General features: G+C 66.6%; 18 protein-coding genes and 2 tRNA genes. 9 read left to right on the forward strand and 11 right to left on the reverse strand.

Annotated features, from left to right (window positions below):
- Positions 1–20: 20 nt before the first annotated feature.
- Positions 21–980 (reverse strand): thymidylate synthase, encoded by a 960-nt coding sequence (gene thyA / locus ATE62_RS17380; RefSeq protein WP_058808922.1) that lies wholly within the window; start codon positions 978–980, stop codon positions 21–23.
- Between the two features lie 103 nt (positions 981–1,083).
- On the opposite strand from thyA, the gene ATE62_RS17385 reads away from it, so the two are divergent.
- The gene (locus ATE62_RS17385) at positions 1,084–1,512 is read left to right on the forward strand and encodes a JAB domain-containing protein (protein WP_058808921.1); all 429 of its coding nucleotides are present in this window, start codon (positions 1,084–1,086) and stop codon (positions 1,510–1,512) included.
- Positions 1,513–1,890: 378 nt separating this feature from the next.
- Positions 1,891–1,967: transfer RNA gene (locus ATE62_RS17390), tRNA-Pro, on the forward strand.
- Between the two features lie 168 nt (positions 1,968–2,135).
- Here ATE62_RS17390 and ATE62_RS17395 read toward each other — a convergent pair.
- Complete coding sequence (locus ATE62_RS17395; protein ID WP_082662882.1) at positions 2,136–3,014, reverse strand: N-formylglutamate amidohydrolase; 879 nt, start codon at positions 3,012–3,014, stop codon at positions 2,136–2,138.
- Between the two features lie 137 nt (positions 3,015–3,151).
- Between ATE62_RS17395 and cpdR the strand changes: the two genes are divergently transcribed.
- Together cpdR and ATE62_RS17405 are read left to right on the forward strand one after the other, a co-directional pair.
- Positions 3,152–3,529, forward strand: coding sequence for a cell cycle two-component system response regulator CpdR (gene cpdR / locus ATE62_RS17400; protein WP_058808920.1), 378 nt, complete (start codon positions 3,152–3,154; stop codon positions 3,527–3,529).
- Positions 3,530–3,600: 71 nt separating this feature from the next.
- Positions 3,601–3,675 (forward strand) — tRNA-Val (locus tag ATE62_RS17405).
- A gap of 43 nt (positions 3,676–3,718) precedes the next feature.
- Here the strand turns inward: ATE62_RS17405 and ATE62_RS17410 are convergent.
- Positions 3,719–4,516, reverse strand: a complete 798-nt coding sequence (locus tag ATE62_RS17410; RefSeq protein WP_443028871.1) for an SDR family oxidoreductase — start codon at positions 4,514–4,516, stop codon at positions 3,719–3,721.
- Positions 4,517–4,614: 98 nt separating this feature from the next.
- On the opposite strand from ATE62_RS17410, the gene ATE62_RS17415 reads away from it, so the two are divergent.
- From ATE62_RS17415 to ATE62_RS17435, 5 genes are all read left to right on the forward strand, one after another.
- On the forward strand, positions 4,615–5,481 hold the full coding sequence (locus ATE62_RS17415; RefSeq protein ID WP_058808919.1) for an alpha/beta fold hydrolase: 867 nt from the start codon (positions 4,615–4,617) through the stop codon (positions 5,479–5,481).
- Between the two features lie 129 nt (positions 5,482–5,610).
- Entirely contained in the window at positions 5,611–7,587 is a 1,977-nt protein-coding gene (locus tag ATE62_RS17420) for a multicopper oxidase family protein (RefSeq protein WP_231736307.1), read from the forward strand.
- Positions 7,588–7,663: 76 nt separating this feature from the next.
- Positions 7,664–8,389, forward strand: coding sequence for an energy transducer TonB (locus ATE62_RS17425; RefSeq protein WP_058808917.1), 726 nt, complete (start codon positions 7,664–7,666; stop codon positions 8,387–8,389).
- A 129-nt stretch (positions 8,390–8,518) separates the two neighbouring features.
- The gene (locus tag ATE62_RS17430) at positions 8,519–10,972 is read left to right on the forward strand and encodes a TonB-dependent receptor (protein WP_058808916.1); all 2,454 of its coding nucleotides are present in this window, start codon (positions 8,519–8,521) and stop codon (positions 10,970–10,972) included.
- Between the two features lie 58 nt (positions 10,973–11,030).
- Positions 11,031–11,714: a Fe2+-dependent dioxygenase gene (locus ATE62_RS17435; protein WP_058808915.1), complete on the forward strand. Its 684-nt coding sequence runs from the start codon at positions 11,031–11,033 to the stop codon at positions 11,712–11,714.
- 7 nt (positions 11,715–11,721) lie between these two features.
- On the opposite strand, the gene ATE62_RS17440 is transcribed toward ATE62_RS17435, so the two are convergent.
- The 8 genes from ATE62_RS17440 to hutI form a co-directional block, all read right to left on the reverse strand.
- Positions 11,722–12,582 carry an FAD:protein FMN transferase gene (locus tag ATE62_RS17440; RefSeq protein ID WP_231736308.1) on the reverse strand — a complete coding sequence of 287 codons (861 nt, stop codon included), beginning with the start codon at positions 12,580–12,582 and terminating at the stop codon, positions 11,722–11,724.
- Positions 12,583–12,674: 92 nt separating this feature from the next.
- On the reverse strand, positions 12,675–13,508 hold the full coding sequence (locus ATE62_RS17445; RefSeq protein ID WP_058808933.1) for a DUF4198 domain-containing protein: 834 nt from the start codon (positions 13,506–13,508) through the stop codon (positions 12,675–12,677).
- A 28-nt stretch (positions 13,509–13,536) separates the two neighbouring features.
- On the reverse strand, positions 13,537–14,064 hold the full coding sequence (locus tag ATE62_RS17450) for a DUF2271 domain-containing protein (protein ID WP_058808913.1): 528 nt from the start codon (positions 14,062–14,064) through the stop codon (positions 13,537–13,539).
- 12 nt (positions 14,065–14,076) lie between these two features.
- Positions 14,077–14,724 (reverse strand): PepSY-associated TM helix domain-containing protein, encoded by a 648-nt coding sequence (locus ATE62_RS17455; protein WP_058808912.1) that lies wholly within the window; start codon positions 14,722–14,724, stop codon positions 14,077–14,079.
- A gap of 98 nt (positions 14,725–14,822) precedes the next feature.
- The gene (gene hutU / locus ATE62_RS17460) at positions 14,823–16,475 is read right to left on the reverse strand and encodes a urocanate hydratase (RefSeq protein ID WP_058808911.1); all 1,653 of its coding nucleotides are present in this window, start codon (positions 16,473–16,475) and stop codon (positions 14,823–14,825) included.
- On the reverse strand, positions 16,472–17,260 hold the full coding sequence (gene hutG, locus ATE62_RS17465; RefSeq protein WP_058808910.1) for an N-formylglutamate deformylase: 789 nt from the start codon (positions 17,258–17,260) through the stop codon (positions 16,472–16,474). The genes hutU and hutG overlap by 4 nt, the downstream gene beginning before the upstream one ends.
- Positions 17,257–18,777 carry a histidine ammonia-lyase gene (gene hutH / locus ATE62_RS17470; protein ID WP_058808909.1) on the reverse strand — a complete coding sequence of 507 codons (1,521 nt, stop codon included), beginning with the start codon at positions 18,775–18,777 and terminating at the stop codon, positions 17,257–17,259. The genes hutG and hutH overlap by 4 nt, the downstream gene beginning before the upstream one ends.
- A complete protein-coding gene (hutI, locus tag ATE62_RS17475; RefSeq protein WP_058808908.1) occupies positions 18,768–19,955 on the reverse strand; it encodes an imidazolonepropionase in 1,188 nt (395 codons plus the stop codon). Before hutI ends, hutH begins: the two co-directional genes overlap by 10 nt.
- Positions 19,956–19,969: the final 14 nt, after the last annotated feature.

Consider the following 19,969-nt stretch of genomic DNA (forward strand, 5'->3'; position numbering starts at 1 on the left):
TGGGAATGCAACGGCGGCGCTCACACCGCGACGGGCGCGGAAATATGCGCCTGCGGGGCATAATCCTCGACCGCGAAATCCTCGAACCGATAGTCGAAAATGCTCGAGGCCCGGCGAAGGATGCGCAGTCTGGGCGCGCCCTCGGGAACGCGGCGCAGCTGCTGTTCGACCAGCTCGGCGTGGTTGAGGTAGAGATGTACGTCGCCGCCGGTCCACACGACCTCGTGCGCGTGCAGCCCCGTCTGGTCGGCGATCATCCGCGTGAGCAGCGCCGCCTCGAAGATGTTGAAGGCGAAACCGAGCCCCAAATCGCACGAGCGCTGGAAGAGCAGGCACGAGAGGCCGCCGTCGCTGCGGACGTGGAATTGATAGGTCATGTGGCACGGCGGCAGCGCCATGCGGTCGAGGTCGGCGACGTTCCAGCCGGTGAAGATATGGCGCCGCGAGCCGGGGTTGGTCTTGAGCGAGTCGATCAGCACCGCGATCTGGTTGTGGCCCTGCTCCGAACGGCGGAAAAGCCCCTCGCCTGCCGGCTCGTAGCGCGGCCAGTTGACCCACTGGTGGCCATAGACCGGGCCGAGGTCGCCCCATTTTGCCGCGAAATCGGCGTCGGCGATGATTCGCGCCTCGAAATCCTCGGCGCTGATATCCTCGCCGCTCGCCTTGCGATATTTTTCGAGCGGCCAGTCGGTCCAGATCTTCACGCCCTGCGCCACCAGCGCGCGGATATTGGTATCGCCGGTCAGGAACCACAGAAGCTCGCGCAGCGCGGTCTTCCAATAGACGCGCTTGGTGGTGAGCAGCGGGATCGCATCGTCCTTCAGCGAAAAGCGCATCGTCTCGCCGAACAGCGAGCGCGTGCCGACGCCGGTGCGGTCGACGCGCTCGTCGCCCTCGACCCAGATCCGTCGCATCAGGTCGAGATATTGCAGTTCATAATGGATGGACTCAGGCAAGATTCGCTCCCGGCTTTGCCCCATTGCTAGGCTTGCTGCGACGACGCGGCAAGCGCCGCGGGCGATCCTCCATTGCGGGGCAATCCCCGCTTTGGCTTTGCGACGCGGCGGCGCATGAAGGCGCGCCATGACCCGCTATGACCCCATCGAAACGCCCGGCGCGACGCCGGCGCCGCCCGGCTTCGTCCCGCGCGGCGACGAGGAGGAACTCGCGCGCCTGCTGCTGCGCCCGCTCTTCCCAACCGAGGACGAAATGCTGCTGGTCGCGGGCTTCGACACCTTCGACCGGTTGCTGTGCATCGAACATGCCGAGGGCGACCGCAGTGGCCGCTGCGTCGTCCCGCCGCATATCTGGCGCGCGGCGCTCGGCGCGCGGCCCGCACAGATTCTGCTCGCGCACAACCATCCCTCGGAAATCGCGCGCCCCAGCGACGCCGACATCGCGACGACGCGCGAATGCGCACGCTTCCTGTCGCCGCTCGGCATCGCCCTGTCGGACCATATGATCTTTACGATGGAAGGCCATTTCAGCTTCTGGCGTGCCGGATTGCTTTAGAGGGTCAGAACCCATTGCTGGCGCATTCGAGGCGTCGAAATGGCGAAGATATCGCCTTCGCGTGGCCGCCGCGGATGGTGGTTCCATCTGCAAGGCCGCGCGGAGGCGAGATCGAAGCCATTTCGACGTCCCTTGGGATTTGGCCAATTTTGTCCATGGCCGCGTCAGCGAGCCTTGGAATATGCTCATATACCTGCGCCTCGCTTCCTCGCCCTGACCAAAATTGACTCAAACCTCGAATGCGCCAGCAATGGGTTCTGACCCTCCCGCGAGCAATGTTCGCGACTATGCCGATTGGCGCTTGAAGTTCGCAAGATGCGCGTCTAGGGGACCGCTCTGCCTTCGCGGCGGCCCATAAGGCCGTTCGCCAAGATCGGTCGGGGAGTAGCTCAGCCTGGTAGAGCACTGTCTTCGGGAGGCAGGGGCCGGAGGTTCGAATCCTCTCTCCCCGACCAGTTTCTTTTGATATCAACACCCCTTGTAACCTGCGGGCAGAACACCTAGATTGGTGTCACGCCGCTATGGTTTTCCCCCTTTCCATCGCGGCGCAGTGTCCCACCGAAAGGTGCGGGCGCGTCCTCCCTGGACCCTGGCCACCTCGTACTTCGGTACGAGGTGGTTTTTTATTCGGCAGCCTGCGGCAGCGCCGCGGCGCCCGGCCAGGCGGTCGATACTTCTTGCAAAAGCGCATAAAACCAATCGGATAACGGCTTCAGCTTGTCGCCGTCGGGCGTGCGGTCGCGGCGGAGGTAAAGGCTGCGGTCGATCTCGACCTGTACCGCCTGCACCCCGCGATCGGGGCGCCCGTGGGTGCGCACGATATGCCCGCCGGCATAGGGCTGGTTGCGCGAGACGGGCACGCCGAAGCGTTCCGCCGAGCCGACGACGGTATCGACCAGCCAAGAGTCGGCGGTATCGCCGAAGCGATCCCCCACGACGATCTGCGCGCCATGCCCCGCCTGCCCCACCGGAATCGAGGGCATGCTGTGCAGATCGACGAGAATCGCATGCCCGAAGCGGGCTCTAGTGGCCTCCAGCGCCTCCGCCAGTGCCGCATGGAACGGGCGATGCAGCGATTCGAGCCGCCAGGCGAGTGCCGCGCGGTCGAGCGGTTTCTTCCACAAGGGCCCGACATCGGCGAGGCGTGTGGGAATCACGCCAAGCCCCGCGCGCTCCTTGCGCCCCGGCGCCGAAAATTGCGCGCGCAGTTGCGGCGCAACCTCGCCGGGGGCCATTTGTCCCTCGCCGCGGTTGCAGTCGGCGACCGCGCGCGCCCACAAGGCGTGGACGACGGTCGCCCCCGCCTCGGTCGCGCGCGATGCGATGAGGTCGGACCAGCCGTCCTCGAGCCTTTCGAGCTCGGGCTGCGACGCGCGCGCGGCGGCGAGAATCTCGGGCGGGTAGATGCGCCCGGCGTGCGCCAGCGACACCACGACCGGCGCCGCGCCGGAGGCCGGACGTTCGACGGCGATGGCGGCGGGAAGGTCGGGTCGGCGGCGCATCGGCATGACGTGGCAAAAATCGGTCGGGGAATCCAGCGCCGCCGAAATTTGTTAAGTTTGTCGCGCTATGAGACGGTTTCGATTATAGCACCGATGCCCAGAGGCACGGCGGCGGGACCATGGGGGCGACGATTAGCATGATTCGCATATTGCTGGCGGAAGACGATGACGTGATGCGCGAATATCTCGCGCGCGCGCTGACCAGCGCGGGCTATCACGTCACCGCGGTCGACCGCGGCACCGAGGCCGTGCCGCTGATCGATTCGGGCACCTTCGACCTGCTGCTCTCCGACATTGTCATGCCCGAAATGGACGGGATCGAGCTCGCGCAGCACACCGCCAAGGTCGCGCCGCAGACGCAGGTCATGTTCATCACCGGTTTCGCCGCGGTTTCGCTGCGCGCCGAGGAAAATGTGCCGCAGGCGAAACTGCTGTCGAAGCCCTTTCACCTCAAGGATCTGGTGCGCGAGGTCGACAATCTTTTCGGCCGCGCCGACCGGTCGCACCAACAATAAGGCCGCATCTTCGCGCGAGGGGCTTGCCAAGCCGCGCGAGGGCCTATAGGGGGCGCGTCACCCCAAGGGATGGGCGTGTAGCTCAGTGGTAGAGCACTGTGTTGACATCGCAGGGGTCGCAAGTTCAATCCTTGCCACGCCCACCATTAAAAACGCCGCCGCCCCAACGGGTTGGCGGCGTTTTTGACTCTAGGCCATACCCTTCGACAGATCGCCGCGCGAGGCGTCGCCGATCTGGCTGCCGCCGTCGCAGTCGAGGATCGTGCCGGTGATATAGCCCGCCGCCGGGCTGCACAGGAACACCGCCGATTCGGCGACCTCCTCGACCTCGCCCCATCGCTTCATCGCGATGCGGTCGAAATGCGACTGGCGCGTCGCGGCATCGGGCGCGAGCCGCGCCATGCCCTCGGTCCCCGCGATCGGCCCCGGCGAGATGCCGTTGACGCGCACGTCCGGACCCCATTCGAGCGCGAGCACGCGAATGAGCTGGTTGATCCCCGCCTTCGCCGCGCAGGCGTGCGCTTGCAGCGCCGAGGCGTTGATCGCCTGCCCCGCGGTGATCGCGATCAGTGACGCGCCGGGGCGGTTCAGCAGGTCATGGCAGCCACGGAAGACGTTGAAGGTCCCGTTGAGGTCGATATCGACCACGGTACGAAAGGCGTTCGCCGACATGCCGAGCACCGGCGCGAGGAAATTGCCCGCGGCGCCCGAGATGACGATGTCCATCGGGCCGAATGTGTCGACGACCGTCTCCATCACCCCGCGAATCGCGGCATAGTCGCGCACATCGCCCGACAGGCCGATCGCGTCATGGCCGATGTCGACGGCGGCGCGCTGCGCTTTGTCGGGATCGCGCCCGGCCACCGCGACCTTCGCGCCCAGCTCGGCGAAGCGCTTGGCGATGCCGAGGTTGATGCCGCTGGTGCCGCCGGCGACGAACGCCGTCTTGCCCGCCAGCAGATTGTCGCGAAACGCACTCGTCATCATCTTCTCCCCATTCGGCTATCTCCTTTCCGGCCCGGATGGGGTTGACGGAATGGAATCGGTGGCCTTTTGAAACCCGACAAGACAGCAAGGATCAGACGATGGCAAGCGGCCCCACCTCGAACAGCTTCATCTCGCAGCGGCTGAAGCTCCACTATGCCGACTGGGGCAATGAAGACGCACCCCCGCTCTTGCTGGTGCACGGCGGGCGCGACCATTGCCGCAGCTGGGACTGGGTCGCCGAGAAACTCCGCGACCGCTATCATATCATCGCCCCCGACCTGCGCGGCCATGGCGACAGCGCCTGGTCGCCCGACGGCAATTACGAAATGGGCGCCTTCGTCTACGACCTCGCGCAGCTGATCCACCAGCTCGACCTCGCGCCGGTGACGATCGTGTCGCATTCGATGGGCGGCAATATCTCGACCCGCTACACCGGGCTCTACCCCGACAAGGTGAAGAAGCTGGTGTCGATCGAGGGCCTCGGCCCCTCACCCGCGGTGCAGGAGGAGCGCAGCAAGACACCGTTCGACGAGCGCATGCGCCAGTGGATCGAGGACAAGCGTCAGGCCGCCGGGCGCCAGCCCAAGCGCTATGCAACGCTCGACGACGCGCTGGCACGCATGGCGGCGGAAAATGCCTATCTGACCCCCGAGCAGGCGCGGCACCTGACGATTCACGGCATCAACCGCAACGAGGACGGGAGCTGGAGCTGGAAGTTCGACAATTATCTCAACATCTGGACGATCTTCGACATGCCGCAGGACGATCTGCACAAGCTGTGGGCGAACATCAGCTGCCCGACATTGTTACTCTATGGCGCCGACAGCTGGGCCTCGAACCCCGAAAAGGACGGCCGCATGGAGCATTTCAAAAATGCCAAGGTCATCGAATTCGATAATGCGGGGCATTGGTTGCATCACGACCAATTTGACCGTTTCTTGGCCGAGCTCGACGCATTTCTGTAAAATACTTGATGGCGCCTTTCCATTTGTAACGGTGACAGGATAGACAAGGTTCGGCGATTACTTCATCATCCCCTCCTGCTCGATCCATGAGGGGGATGGAAGATGAGACTTGCCGTATCCGTGCTTGCTGTGTCCGCCGTGCTGGCGGCGACGCCCGCCGCCGCCTTGCAAAACACCGCCGTTCGCGAAATCGCCAACCCGCCCGAGCTCGAGGCCGAAGGCAAGCCGCCGTCGCTGATGCTCACTGCCGAGGCGGCGCCCGCGACCCCGACCGACAACCGCCTGCTCGACCTGAAGGTCGAGATGATCGCGAGCAAGCTCTACAACCCGAACACCGGGCGCGACGACAAGGTGCTGCTGCGCGGCTATACCGGCAAGGGCATGTTGCCCGACACGCCGCTCGTGTCGCCCGAGATCGAGATCCGGCCGGGCGAGACCGTGCGCATCAGCCTCGACAATCAATTGCCGACGGACCCGACCTGCCTCGGCCATCCGGCCAATATGAACATCCCGCATTGTTTCAACGGCACCAACCTCCACACGCATGGGCTGTGGGTCAATCCGGCGGGCAATGGCGACAATGTGCTGCTGTCGATCAACCCCGGCGTGTCGTTCCAATATGAATATAATGTGCCGAGCGACCATCCGTCGGGGACCTTCTGGTACCACACGCATCGCCACGGCTCGACCGCGCTGCAGGTGTCGAGCGGGATGGCCGGCGCGCTGATCATCCGCGGCGAGCGCATGCCCACGCCGACCGCCAATGGCGACATCGACACGCTGCTGAAGGGCATGCCCGAACGCGTGCTGGTGATGCAGCAGATCCAGTACGCCTGCTACGACAAGGCAGGGGCGATCCAGAAGAACAAGGACGGATCCTATCTGTGCAACCCCGGCGATGTCGGCGAGATTCGCAACATCGACGATTTCGGACCCGGCAGCTGGGGCGCGACGGGGCGCTACACCTCGTTCAACGGCGTCGTCATGCCGACCTTTCGCGCGACGCAGGGCGTCGTCGAACGCTGGCGGATGATCCACGGCGGGGTGCGCGATACGATCAAGCTCACCTTTGCCAAGCGGCTGGACAACAAGGTGCTGAAGCTCGGCGCCACCGCCGCCGAGGTCGATCGCTTCATCGAAAGCAGCTGCGCCAAGGACAGCTTGCCGATCCAACTGATCGCCGCCGACGGCCTGACCATGGCGCAGGCGCAGCCGAGCCGCGGCACCGTGTTCCAGCCGGGTTATCGTTTCGACGCGCTCGTGGCCTTTCCCGAGGCCGGGCAATATTGCGTGCTCGACATGCCCAACAGCGAATCGGGCAGCCTCAACCGCGACGCGCTCGGCCGCAAGCTGATGGGCTATGTCGAGGTCGCGAAGGGCACGCCCTTCACCAACAATCCCAAGGCCTATGTCCGCGACCGGCTGATCGAGCGCGCCAAGACGCTGATGCCGCCCAATATCCGCGACACGGTCGTCGCCGCGCTGACCGACCAGATGAAATTCACGCCGTTCGTGCCGCATCCGACCGTCGAGGACGACGAGCTGACGGGGACGCAGGAACTGACCTTTCGCATCGACATCAGCGGCCCGACGCAGTTCGAGGTCGGCAACACGCTGAACAGCGCCGACACCAAGCCCTATGATCCGGCACGCATCGACCGCCAGCTACCGCTCGGCGGGGTCGAGGAATGGACGCTGCAGTCGCATTTCGTCAGCCATCCCTTTCACATCCACGTCAATCCGTTCCAGATCGTGTCGATCACCAACCCCAAGGCCAAGAATCCCGACGGCAGCCTGATCGACCTCAGCCTGCCCGGGCAGGCGGACATTCCCGATCCGACCGACGGCCAATATGCCGGGCTGCACGGCGTGTGGAAGGATACGCTGTGGATCAAGAGCCTGTTCGCGGCGCCGGGCGATGCGCCCCCGGGCGACATCTATACGGTCAAGGTCCGCACGCGCTATCAGCGCTATATCGGCGAATATGTGCTCCACTGCCATATCCTCGACCATGAGGACCAAGGCATGATGCAGAATGTCGAAGTCGTGCTGCCGCAGGCGCCGTTCGGCAAGAACAACCCGGCGGTCATGCACGGCAGCCACTGATCGCGGTTCATCGCGGCGTTAGGCACTATGGGCTAAGGCTCTGGGTGCCGGGGCTTGTCCGGCGCACAGGGATGCCATGGCCTATTCGGGACGATTGCCGCGCCGTCAGCGGGGGATCGCCGCCGCCGCGACACTGCTGGCGGCAGCGCTCACCCTCTATGGCCTGGTGGCGGGGCTGCGGCTTGAGATTCCGGTGTTCGTCCGCGAAACGATCAGCGCGGTCTCCCTGCCCGCGCCAAAGCGCCCCGAGCCGGCCTCGGTGCCTGCCGATACGCCGTCGGACAAGGCTGCGGGCGCCGCGTCGGAGGCCAATCGGCGTGCCAAGGCCGCGCCGGTCGTCGCGTCCGAGCCCAAGCTCCCTCCCCCGGTCCCCCCGCCCGTCGTCGCTGCGCCGAAGCCCGATAGCGGCAGCGAGGCCTCGGCGGGCGCTGCGCCGGTCGCGGGGCCGGGATCGGGCGCGGGCGGGCGCGGCGACGGGCTCGGCGCGGGCGGATCGGGAAACGGCAGCGGCGGCGGCACCCGCCCCGTATGGCGCAGCGGGACGATTGAGGATCGCGACTATCCGCGTGAAGCACGCCGTGCCAGGGTCGGCGGCGAGGTCGAGGTGCGCTTCACGATCGAGGCGAGCGGGCGCGTCACCGGCTGCCGCGTCCGCAGGTCGAGCGGCGACGCTGCGCTCGACGCGACGACCTGCCGCCTGATCGAGCAGCGCTTCCGCTTCAAACCCGCGACCAACGCCGCGGGACTCGCGGTCGCGAGCCGCTACGGCTGGCGCCAGACCTGGTGGCTCGAGCGCCGCTAGCGCGCAATATCGCCCGAAAACGCCACAAAAATGCGACAATATCGCGAATGATTATCAATATGCATTGACACTGAGAACGACTCTCAATAGCGGCGCCCTCGAACAAACCAAAAAAGAAGGGGGTTTACCGTGAAACCATCGACGTCCGCATCTTTCCTTGCGCTCTCCTGCGTCGGAAGCCTGATCAGCGCGCCGGCGTTTGCCGCCGAAGCCGACGCCGCGCAGGATGCGCCCGGCGGCCGTAGCGAGATCATCGTCACCGGCACGCTCGCGACCGAGGTGGAATCGCCCAAGTCGACCGCGCCCATCGTCGACACCCCGCAGACGGTCACCGTGATCTCGCAGGAAACGCTGCGCCAGCAGAACCTCCTCACGCTGCGCGATGCGCTCCAGACGATCCCCGGCATCACCTTCGGCGCGGGCGAAGGCGGCGGCGGCTATGGCGACTCGATCAACCTGCGCGGCTATTCGGCGAACAACGACCTGACCGTCGACGGCGTGCGCGACAGCGCCCAGTACAGCCGCACCGACCCCTTCAACCTGCAGCAGATCGAAGTCTACAACGGCGCCAACTCGGTCTTCAACGGATCGGGCAGCGTCGGCGGCACGATCAACCTCGTCAGCAAGATCCCCTTTGCGCGCAACGCGACGACGGTGCAGGCGGCGGTCGGCACCGACAATTATTATCGCGCAGCGGTCGATAGCAACTGGCGCCTGAACGAGCTGATCGCGGTGCGCATCAACGCGATGTATCACGAGAATGACGTGCCGGGCCGCGACGTCGAATCCTATCAGCGCTGGGGCGTCGCGCCGTCGATCACGATCGGCGTCGACAGCGACACCAGCCTCACGCTCGCCTATATCCATCAGGATGACGACAACACGCCAATCTATGGCGTTCCCTTCTATCTCAGCGGCGTCAACGACGGCCCGCTGCCGGGCGTCGACGACAGCGACTATTTCGGCATCGTCAATCTCGACGAACAGAAGACCAAGGTCGATCGCCTGACCGCGACCTTCCGTCATGAATTCAGCGACAAGGTGTCGGTCCGCAACCTGACCCGCTGGCAGCGCGTGCATCAATATAGCCAGACGAGCGCGCCGCAGGGCGTCTTCTGCCTCGCCAACGGCCTCCAGCCGATCGGCAGCGGGCCCAACGCGACCGTAGGCAGCGCTTGCCCGGCTGGCCAGAATACCCCCGGCTTCTATTATCCGGCGGGTCCGCGCGGGCTGGTGCGCGACCAGATCAACGATCTGCTCCACAACCAGACCGACCTGACGATCCTGAGCGGCGCCAAGGGCGGTTTCTTCAACACCCTCGTCATCGGCGCCTCGGCGACGCAGGAGGATTATTCGATCGAGAACGCACAGCTGCTGCGCAATCCGAACGGCACGACGCCGAACCCGGTGCTGCCGCCGATCAGCCTGTCGAACCCGAACACCGTCTATACGGGTCCGGTCAACTATATCCGTACCGGCAACAGCTATGGCGACACGCGCAACCTCGCCATCTATGCCTTCGACACGCTCGAAATCTCGCCGATGTTCGAGATCAATGCCGGGGTCCGTTACGAAAGCGTCCGCACGGTCTTCCGCGCCGACACGGTGACCACACCCGCGACGGGCGCGGTCTACACCCGCGGCGCCGAACAGATCAGCGACGAAAATCTCTTCTCCTATCGCGTCGGCGCGGTCTTCCACCCGGTCGAGAATGTCAGCCTCTATGCCGCCTATGGCAATGCCAAGACGCCGACCTCGGCCACCGTGCGCGCCGGCTGCGGCCTTCCCGCCGCGGCGCCCGGAGCGGCCGATCCCTGCGCCGTTGCGCCGGAAAAAGCCCGGACGTTCGAAATCGGCGCCAAGGCCGAACTGATGAACAAGAAGCTGCTCTTGACCGCCGCGCTGTTCCGCAACGAACGCACCAACTTCCGCACGCCGTCGAACGACCCGGCCGCACCCAACTCGCTGCAGGTCCTCGACGGCCGATCGCGGGTCGACGGGCTTGCGCTCGGCATTACCGGCAATGTGACCCCCGAATGGGCGATCTTCGCCAATTACACCTATCTCGACAGCACGGTGAAGCAGAGCGTTTCGGACTTCTGCCTTGCCAACCCGGGACCGATCCTGCCGACGCCGCCCGCGACCGCGATCACCAACCCCTGCGCCAACAGCGCCGCGATCCCGGATCCGCAGCGCGGCGACCGGCTGATCCAGACGCCGAAGCATTCGGGCAGCCTGTTCACCACCTATGTCTTCCCGTTCGGGCTGCAGGTCGGTTACGGCGTGACCTATCAGGGCAAGTTTGCGACCAACCAGCGCAACCTGCTGCAGCGGACGCAGTTCATGGTCGACGACTATCTGATCCACCGCGCCTTCGTGTCGTATGACTTCAAGAACGGCCTGGTGGCACAGCTCAACGTCACCAACCTGACGAACGAGGATTATTACACCGGCGTGCGTAACAATGTCGCCGCGGCGACCACCGCCGCAAACGGCACCGTCAGTGGCGGCGCAGTCAGCGGTGGCTGGGCGACCCCGGGCGACTCGCGCTCGGCGGTGTTCAGTCTCTTCTACAACTTCTGATCCCAAAGGGCGGGTGCGGCGATTGCCGTTCCCGCCCTTTTCGCTCTAGAAGCGCTGCATGATCCGGATCATTCCCGATGTGCTCGACGCCGATGGCGTCGCCAGATTGCGCGCCATTCTCGACGCCGCGTCGTGGGTCGATGGCAACGAGACCTCTGGCCCGCAGGCCGCGCTTGCCAAGCACAACCAGCAGCTCCCCGAATTTGGCGAGGCCGCGGCCGAGGCCGGGCGGATCGTGCGCGAGGCGCTGGGGCGCGTGCCGCTGTTCATGGCGGCGGCGCTGCCGCTCAAAATCTACCCGCCCTATTTCAATCGCTATTCGGGCGGCGACAAATTCGCCGACCATATCGACAACGCCATCCGCATGCGCCGCGGCACCGATTTCCGCATTCGCAGCGACCTGTCGGCCACGCTCTTCCTGTCGGACCCGGACAGCTATGAGGGCGGCGGGCTGGTGATCGAAGGCATGGCGGAAGCGCCGGGGATCAAGCTGCCCGCCGGGCATCTGGTCCTCTACCCCTCGTCGACCGTGCACCGCGTCGAGCCGGTCACAGCGGGAACGCGTGTCGCCAGCTTCATGTGGATTCAGTCGATGATCCGCGACCAGGGCCAGCGCGACCTGCTCTTCGACCTCGACATGGGTGTACAGGGCGCCGCCGCCCGGCTGGGCCAGGGCGACCCGGCGGTTGTCCGCCTGACCGGCGTCTATCACAATCTGCTGCGCCGCTGGGCCGACGCCTAGCTGTGATCTAGTCGAGCATTTGCCGCCAGGCGCGCGAGACATGTTCGTGGCCGTTGGCGAGGATGCAGGCGGCGAGGTCCTGCTCGTCGGCGAGCGCGATACCGGCATCGGCGCCCATCACCGTGAGCGCGGTCGCCCAGCCGTCGGCCATCGTGCATCTGCGGTGCAGCACCGTGACCGAGCGCACGCCGTTGGCTATCGGGCGCCCGGTGCGCGGGTCGAAGCTGTGCGAATAATGCTGCCCGTCGATGTCGAGCCCGCGGCGGTAGTCGCCCGAGGTCGCGACCGACAGGTCGTGGAGCGCGACGCGCCAGCCGGCGCCGGGCCAGGAGGGCGGCACTTCGACATCCACCCACCAGGGCTGGCCGTCGGGGCGGAGGCCCTCGCCGCGCAGTTCGCCGCCGACCTCGAGCAGGAAATGGCGCACGCCCTCGCCAAGCAGCCATTCGGCGGCGAGGTCGACGCCATAGCCTTTGGCGATACCCGAGAAGTCGAGGCGCGCGCCGTCGCTGCGGCGGATGCTGCGGGCGTCGGGGTCGAATTCGAGGCCGCTATGCGTTGCGGCGGTATCGGGCATGACATCCACCGGTCCGGCAGCACCGAAGCCCCAGGCCTCGCTGAGTTCGCCGAGCGTCAGGCTGAACGCGCCGCCGCTGCGATGGCCGATATCGAGACCCGCCGCGACGACCGCGGCGAACTCGGCCGGAATGGCCTGCCATTCGCCCGCACGCGCATGGTTGAAGCGCGAGAGGTCCGAATCCGCCTCCCACTGGCTCATCTGTCCAACGACGCGGTCGAACGCGGCCTGCACGCCCTCTCCCGTCCCAGTGGGCGGCGCGACGGCGTGCAGGGACCAGTCGGTCCCCATCGTTTCACCGGAGAAAGTCTCAATGACCGCCCCGGCGTCGCGCCCGGCAAAAGCGGCGGGCGTGAGCGCGCGCGGGATCAGGATGCGGTCGGTCAGGGCGCGAGCACTTCCAGCGTCGTCACATAGCTCGCGCGGCGCTGCGGCGCGGCGTTCGCGGGCGGCGGGCCTTCGCCCTCGCCTTCGGTCCGCGGCGTGGTGACGTTGACCCAGTACATGCCCGGCTCGGCCCAGTTGAGCACGACCTTGCCCTCGCCGTCGGTCTTGAGCGTCTCTTCGCCGAGGTCGTCGCGATAGCGGATGCCGCCGCGGATCACGGTCACAGGCAAACCGGCGCCGGGCTTGCCGTCGAGCAGGAACTGGAAGGTCGCCGCCTCGCCCGCGATCAGGTCGTTGGGATGGGTGATGGGGACGAGTTCGATGCCCTTGCCGGTTGGCTTGAACAAGGTGTCGGTCGGCTCGCCGACGGTCACGAAAATCTCGTTGCGGTTGTTCGATTCGGCGGTCTGCACGTTGGTCGCGCCCGCCGGGATGCGCTCGGCGAGGTTCGCGGTGGTGGTGCCGCGCGGCAGGCGCTCGGTCTTGCCGTTCAGATCATAGCTGCCCATCACGCCATCGACCGCCGAGGCGATCTTCCACGTGCCCTTCTGCGTCAGATGCACGTCGAAGGTGCTGCGGTAACGGCCGGTCGCCTTGTTCTCGATCACTGCTTCGGTGCCGTCGGGTGCCCAGGCCTTCATCGCGTCGAGGCGCAGCGGCTGGTGCTCGAAATAGAAGAGGTCGTTCGACACCGCGGCGTCGACGGTCACCCAGACGTCGTCGCCCGACAGCACGGTCGACGACGGCATCATCCACTGACGGTGCGCATTGGCGGGTGCGGCGGCGACGGCGGCGAGCGCGGCGGTCGCGGCCAGGGTCCAGAGTTTCATCTTCATCGTCCTGCCCTCTTCTGATCGATCAACGGAAAGAAATGGAAACGGCGCCGAGCTCGGCCTTGCCCGCGGCCTTGCCGCCCGCACCGGCCTTGCCCGGCCAGGTGAAGGGGATGCGGAGCATCTCGCGGCCGCCGACTTCGCGTGCGGCCTCGACCACCAGCACATAGTCGCCCGCCGCCATCGCGCCCAGTTGCGCGCGGGTGAAGCTGATCTTGTGTGCGCCTGGCGCGCGGGTCGCGCCGGTGATGCCGTTGGCGGGGAAGGTCATCGAACGGCCCGAGACACGCCACCATTGGCGCACGTCGCGCAGCCATTTGGTGCCTTCATTGGCCTTCATGTCATGGTCGTACCAGACCGCGATGGTCTTCGCCTTGGCGCCCGCCTTCTCGACCCAGAAAGCCACGTACGGCTTGTGATATTCGGCGACTTTCAGCCGCGGGATGTTGACCGTGACGTCCATCGTCGCGGGCTGCGCCGCGGCGAGCGTCGGCGCGGCCAGCGCGGCGCCGAGCGTGCTCCCTATCAGGATGGCGCGAGGGGAAGGCTGCATGGTCGGGACTCCCTAGTGGATATAGATGATGGCGATGGCGGCGGGGATGGCGAGCCCAGCGCCGACGAGCGGCCAGGTGCTCTTGCGCTTCGCAGCGTGGAGCCACAGCAGGAACAGCCCGGTGATCCCGAAGACGAGGCAGGCGAAGGAGAAGATGTCGATGAACAGGCTCCACTCGCCGCCCGAATTGCGGCCTTTGTGGAGGTCGTTGAGATAGGAGATCCAGCCGCGGTCGGTGACCTCGCCGGTGACTTCGCCGGTCGCGCGGTCGATGTCGACCCAGGCGTCGCCACCCGGCCGCGGCGCGGGCAGATAGACATTTTCGGGCGCCCATTCGGCTTCGCCCCCTGCCTTAACCGGAAAGTTCGCCTCGACCCAATCGGCGACCGGCTTCGGGAGCGGTCCCTTGGCGTCGGCGGGCTCGGCTTTGGTCAGCTGCGCGAGCAAGGCGGGCGGGATCTGCGCCGTCTTTTCGGTGACGACCGGTGAGCCTTCGATGTCGGCGGCATGGTTTAAGGTGAAGCCCGTCACCGCGAACAGGATCAGCCCGATCAGGCTGATCGCCGAGCTCATCCAGTGCCACATGTGCAACTGCTTGAGCCAGAAGGCCTTGCGGCTCTTCCTGGTCGGGGCCGGACGGGACTTGGTGGGAGCGTGCATGAAATCATTCTGTGATGGCGTTGCGCCGCCACTATCGAGAGTGATTCGCAATTACAACAATTAATCCCGATTTTCCGGTCGTCCGCCGCAAGCGCCGGCTAGAGGCTCGGCAGGTCGAGCCCCTTCTCGCGCGCGCAGTCGATGGCGATGTCGTAGCCCGCGTCGGCGTGACGCATCACTCCGGTGCCGGGATCGTTCCACAGCACGCGCTTGAGCCGCTTCGCTGCCTCCGGCGTGCCGTCGGCGACGATCACCATGCCGCTGTGTTGCGAATAGCCCATGCCGACCCCGCCACCATGGTGCAACGACACCCAGGTCGCACCCGAAGCCGTGTTGAGCAAGGCGTTGAGCAAAGGCCAGTCGGACACCGCGTCGGTGCCGTCGCGCATCGCCTCGGTCTCGCGGTTGGGCGAGGCGACCGAGCCCGAATCGAGATGGTCGCGGCCGATCACGATCGGCGCTTTCAGTTCGCCCGAGGCGACCATCTCGTTGAACGCGAGGCCCAGCCGATGGCGGTCGCCGAGCCCGACCCAGCAGATGCGCGCGGGCAGGCCCTGGAAGTGGATACGCTCGCGCGCCATGTCGAGCCAGCGATGGAGGTGCGCGTCGTCGGGCAGCAATTCCTTCACCTTGGCGTCGGTTTTCCAGATATCCTCGGGATCGCCCGACAGCGCCGCCCAGCGGAAGGGCCCGACCCCGCGGCAGAAGAGCGGGCGGATATAGGCGGGAACGAAGCCCGGAAAGTCGAACGCGTCGCTTACGCCCTCGTCGAAGGCGACCTGGCGAATATTGTTGCCATAATCGACGACGGGCAGCCCCGCGGCCTTGAAATCGAGCATCGCGCGGACATGCACCGCCATCGACGCCTTCGCCGCCGCGGCGACCGCAGCCGGGTCGCTTTCGCGCTTGGCGAACCAGGTGTCGAGCGTCCAGCCCTGCGGCAGATAGCCGTTCACCGGGTCGTGCGCCGAGGTCTGGTCGGTGATCAGGTCGGGGCGCACCCCGCGCCGCACCAGCTCGGGATAGACGTCGGCGGCATTGCCGAGCAGGCCCACGGAGATCGGCGTCTTCGCCGTCGTCACGATCTCCAGCGCCTCGTCGAGGCTGGTCGTCATGCGGTCGACATAGCCGGTCTCAAGCCGCATCTCGATCCGGCTCGGCTGGCATTCGACCGCGAGGCACGACGCGCCTGCCATCGTCGCGGCGAGCGTCTGCGCCCCGCCCATGCCGCCGAGGCCGGCGGTGAGGATCCATTTGCCGCTGAGGTCGCCGCCATAATGCTGGCGCCCCGCCTCGACGAAGGTTTCGTAGGTGCCCTGCACGATCCCCTGGCTGCCGATATAAATCCAGCTGCCCGCGGTCATCTGGCCGTACATCATCAGCCCGGCCTTATCGAGCTCGTGGAAATGCTCCCAATCGGCCCATTTGGGCACGAGGTTCGAATTGGCGAGCAGCACGCGCGGCGCGTCGGCATGCGTCCTGAACACGCCCACCGGCTTGCCCGACTGGATCAGCAGCGTTTCGTCGGCCTCGAGCCGCTTCAGCGTCTCGACGATGCGGTCATAGCTTTCCCAGTCGCGCGCGGCGCGGCCGATGCCGCCATAGACGACCAGCTCCTGCGGCGCCTCCGCAACGCGCGCGTCGAGATTGTTCATGAGCATGCGCAGCGGCGCTTCGGTCAGCCAGCTCTTGGCCGACAGCTCGGGGCCGGTCGCCGCGCGGATGTGGCGGCTGTTGTCGAGACGGGTCATGGGCGTCCTTTCGCAAAATCGAGCACCGCGGCGAGGACGCGGGCGAGGTCGGTGCGCAGTCCGGCGGCGCGGTCGTTGTCCCACGCCGGGGCGTGACCGTCAGCGAGCGGGCTTTCGTCGAGATAGGCGCGCATCGCGGTCTCCATCTGGATCGCGTGCACGCCGACTTCGGGCTGGCCGTAGTGGCGCGTCGTCCAGCCGCCGCGGAAGCGCCCGTTGAGTATCGACCAGCGCGGCCCGCATTCGGCCATCACCGCGTCGCTCAGCGCGATATCGCAGGTCGTGCCATTGTCGGTGCCGACATTCAGCTCGGGCAATTCGCCACCGAACAGCCGCGGCACGACGCCGCGGATCGAATGGCAGTCGTAGAGGACGACGCGCGGATGACGCGCGCGCAGCCGCTCGATCTCATTGGCGAGCGCGGCGTGATAGGGCTGGTGGTACGCGAGGCGCCGCGCTTCGACGTCGGGCGCCGCGCCGTCATTGTAGAGCGGCGCGCCGTCGAAGGTCTCGGTCGGGCAAAGCCCCGTGGTCGCCTGCCCAGGATAAAGCGAGGCGCCCGAAGGGTCGCGGTTGCAGTCGATGACGCTGCGCGAAATATCGGTCCACACGAAGGTTGCGTCGACCAGCCCGTCGTAGAGGCGGCGGATGTGCCAGTCGGTGTCGAGCAGCGCGAGATCGTGCGCGCGGAAGGCCGGCAGATATTCGTCCGGAATCTCGGTGCCGCCGTGCGGAAATGCGAGGATCAGCGGCGTGTCCCCGCGTTCGACGTGGAGCCAGCTCATGCCGTGATTCCGGGGAGGTCGCCGACCATATCGACGAGTTTGCCGGTACGGACGATATCCTGCGCGGCGGCGATGTCGGGCGCCATATGGCGGTCCTCATCGAGGGTCGGCACAGTAGCGCGCAGCAGGCCGCGGACGCGCTCGATCGCTTCGCTCGATTTCAGCCCGCCGTGGAAATCGCACCCTTGCGCGCCCGCGAGCAATTCGATCGCGAGCACCGCATCGACATTCGCCGCCATCTCGATCAGCCGCCGCGCGCCATGCGCCGCCATCGACACATGATCCTCCTGGTTCGCCGAGGTCGGGATCGAATCGACGCTGGCGGGATAGGCGCGCTGCTTGTTCTCCGACACCAGCGCCGCGGCGGTCACCTGCGGGATCATGAAGCCCGAATTGAGCCCCGGCTTGGCGACGAGGAAAGCGGGCAGCCCCGACAGCGCCGGATCGACGAGCATCGCGGTGCGCCGCTCGGACAGGCTGCCGATTTCGCACAACGCCATCGCAATCATATCGGCGGCGAAGGCGACGGGCTCGGCGTGGAAATTGCCGCCCGACAGCGCCTCGTCGGTGTCGGGGAAGATCAAGGGATTATCGGAGACGCCATTGGCCTCGACCAGCAGCGTCGTCGCAGCCTGCCGCAGCAGGTCGAGCACGGCGCCCATCACCTGCGGCTGGCAGCGCAGGCAGTACGGGTCCTGCACGCGAACGTCGCCGAGGATGTGGCTGGCGCGGATTTCCGAGCCCTGCATCAGCGCGGCGAGCGCGGCGGCGGTCTCGATCTGGCCCTTGTGCCCGCGCAGCGCGTGGATGCGCGGGTCGAACGGCGTGTCCGAGCCCTTGGCGGCCTCGGTCGAGAGGATGCCCGTGACGAGCGCGCTGCCGTGGAGCCGCTCGGCCTCGAACAACCCGGCGAGCGCATAGGCCGTGGAGAATTGCGTACCATTGAGCAGCGCGAGCCCTTCCTTGGGGCCGAGCACCAGCGGCTCCAGCCCTGCATCGGCGAGCGCGAGCGCAGCGGGGATGCGTGCGCCATCGACGAAGATATCGCCCTCGCCGATCATCGCCGCCGCCATATGCGACAGCGGCGCGAGGTCACCCGATGCGCCGACCGAGCCCTGCGCGGGGATCACCGGGATCAGATGACGGTCGATCATCGCCTCGAGCAGTTCGATCGTCGCCGGGCGCACGCCCGACGCGCCGCGCGCGAGGCTCGCGAGCTTGAGCGCCATCATCAACCGCGCGATGCGCTCGGGCATCGGATCGCCGACCCCCGCAGCATGGCTGAGCACGATATTGCGCTGGAGCGTTTCGAGGTCGCCCGCCTCGATCCGCACCGTCGCGAGCTTTCCGAAGCCCGTGTTGATCCCGTACACCGCCTCGCCGCACGCGAGGATACGATCGACCGCGGCAGCGCTTTCCGCGATCACCGCGCGGCATTCGGGCGCCAGCCGCACCGGCGCGCCCGCATAGATCTCGCGCCAGTCGGCGAGGCCAATCGAACCGGGGGTCAGGTGCATATTCCGTCCTTGATGCGCGTATGAAGCGGGTTGAAGCCGATACGGTAGACGAGCTCGGCGGGCTCGCTGCTATTCCAGATCGCGAAGTCGGCCGCCTTGCCCAGTTCGAGCGTGCCGATTTCGCGCTGCAGCCCAAGCGCCTTGGCGGCATTGACGGTGACCGCGCGCAGGCATTCGGTGACCGACAGGCCGAACAAGGTCGCGCCCATGTTGAGCATCAGCAGCAGCGAGGTCGTCGGCGAGGTACCGGGGTTGCAGTCGGTCGCGAGCGCCATCGGCACGTCGGCCTCGCGCAGCGCTGCGACCGGAGGCTTCCTCGTTTCGCGCATGAAGTAGAAGGCGCCTGGCAGCAGCACGGCGACGGTGCCCGCGTCGGCCATCGCCGCGATATCGGCATCGTCGATATGTTCGAGATGGTCGGCGGACAGCGCCTTGTATGAAGCGGCGAGGCTGGCGCCCGCGAGGTGGGACAATTGCTCGGCGTGGAGCTTGACCGGCAGGCCCGCGATCTTGGCGGCATCGAAGACCCGCGCGATCTGCTCGGGCGAGAAGCCGATGCCCTCGCAGAAACCATCGACCGCGTCGGCTAGACCCGCCGCCGCGGGTATGATCTGCTGACAGACCAGATCGACATAGGCGTCTGGGTCGGCTTTATATTCGGGCGGCACCGCATGTGCCGCGAGCAAGGTGGTCGCGACCCGAACGGCACGCGACTTGCCCAGCCCGCGCGCGGCGCGCAGCATCTTGATTTCGTCCTCCTTCGTCAGGCCGTAACCCGACTTGATCTCAATCGTCGTGACGCCCTCGGCGAGCAGCGCGTCGAGGCGCGGGAGCGCGCTGGCGACGAGAGCGGTCTCGCCCATGTCGCGCGTCGCGCGCATCGTCGACACGATGCCGCCGCCCGCGCGCGCGATCTCCTCATAGGTTGCGCCTTCGAGCCGCATCGCCCATTCATTGGCGCGGCTGCCGCCGTGCACGAGATGCGTGTGGCAATCGATCAGCCCGGGCGTCAGCAGCCGGCCCTCGCAATCGATCACCGCCGCGGCGGGAGGCGCTTCGCCAGCGGGTCCGACCCACACGATCCGCCCGTCCTGCACGCCCACCGCGCCTTGCTCTACCAATCCCAGCCCATCGCCGGTGAGCGTCGCGAGTCGCGCATTGGTCCAGAGTCGATCCATGGCGCCAACTTGCC

The sequence above is a fragment of the Sphingopyxis sp. HIX genome, assembly GCF_001468285.1.
Lineage (GTDB): Bacteria > Pseudomonadota > Alphaproteobacteria > Sphingomonadales > Sphingomonadaceae > Sphingopyxis.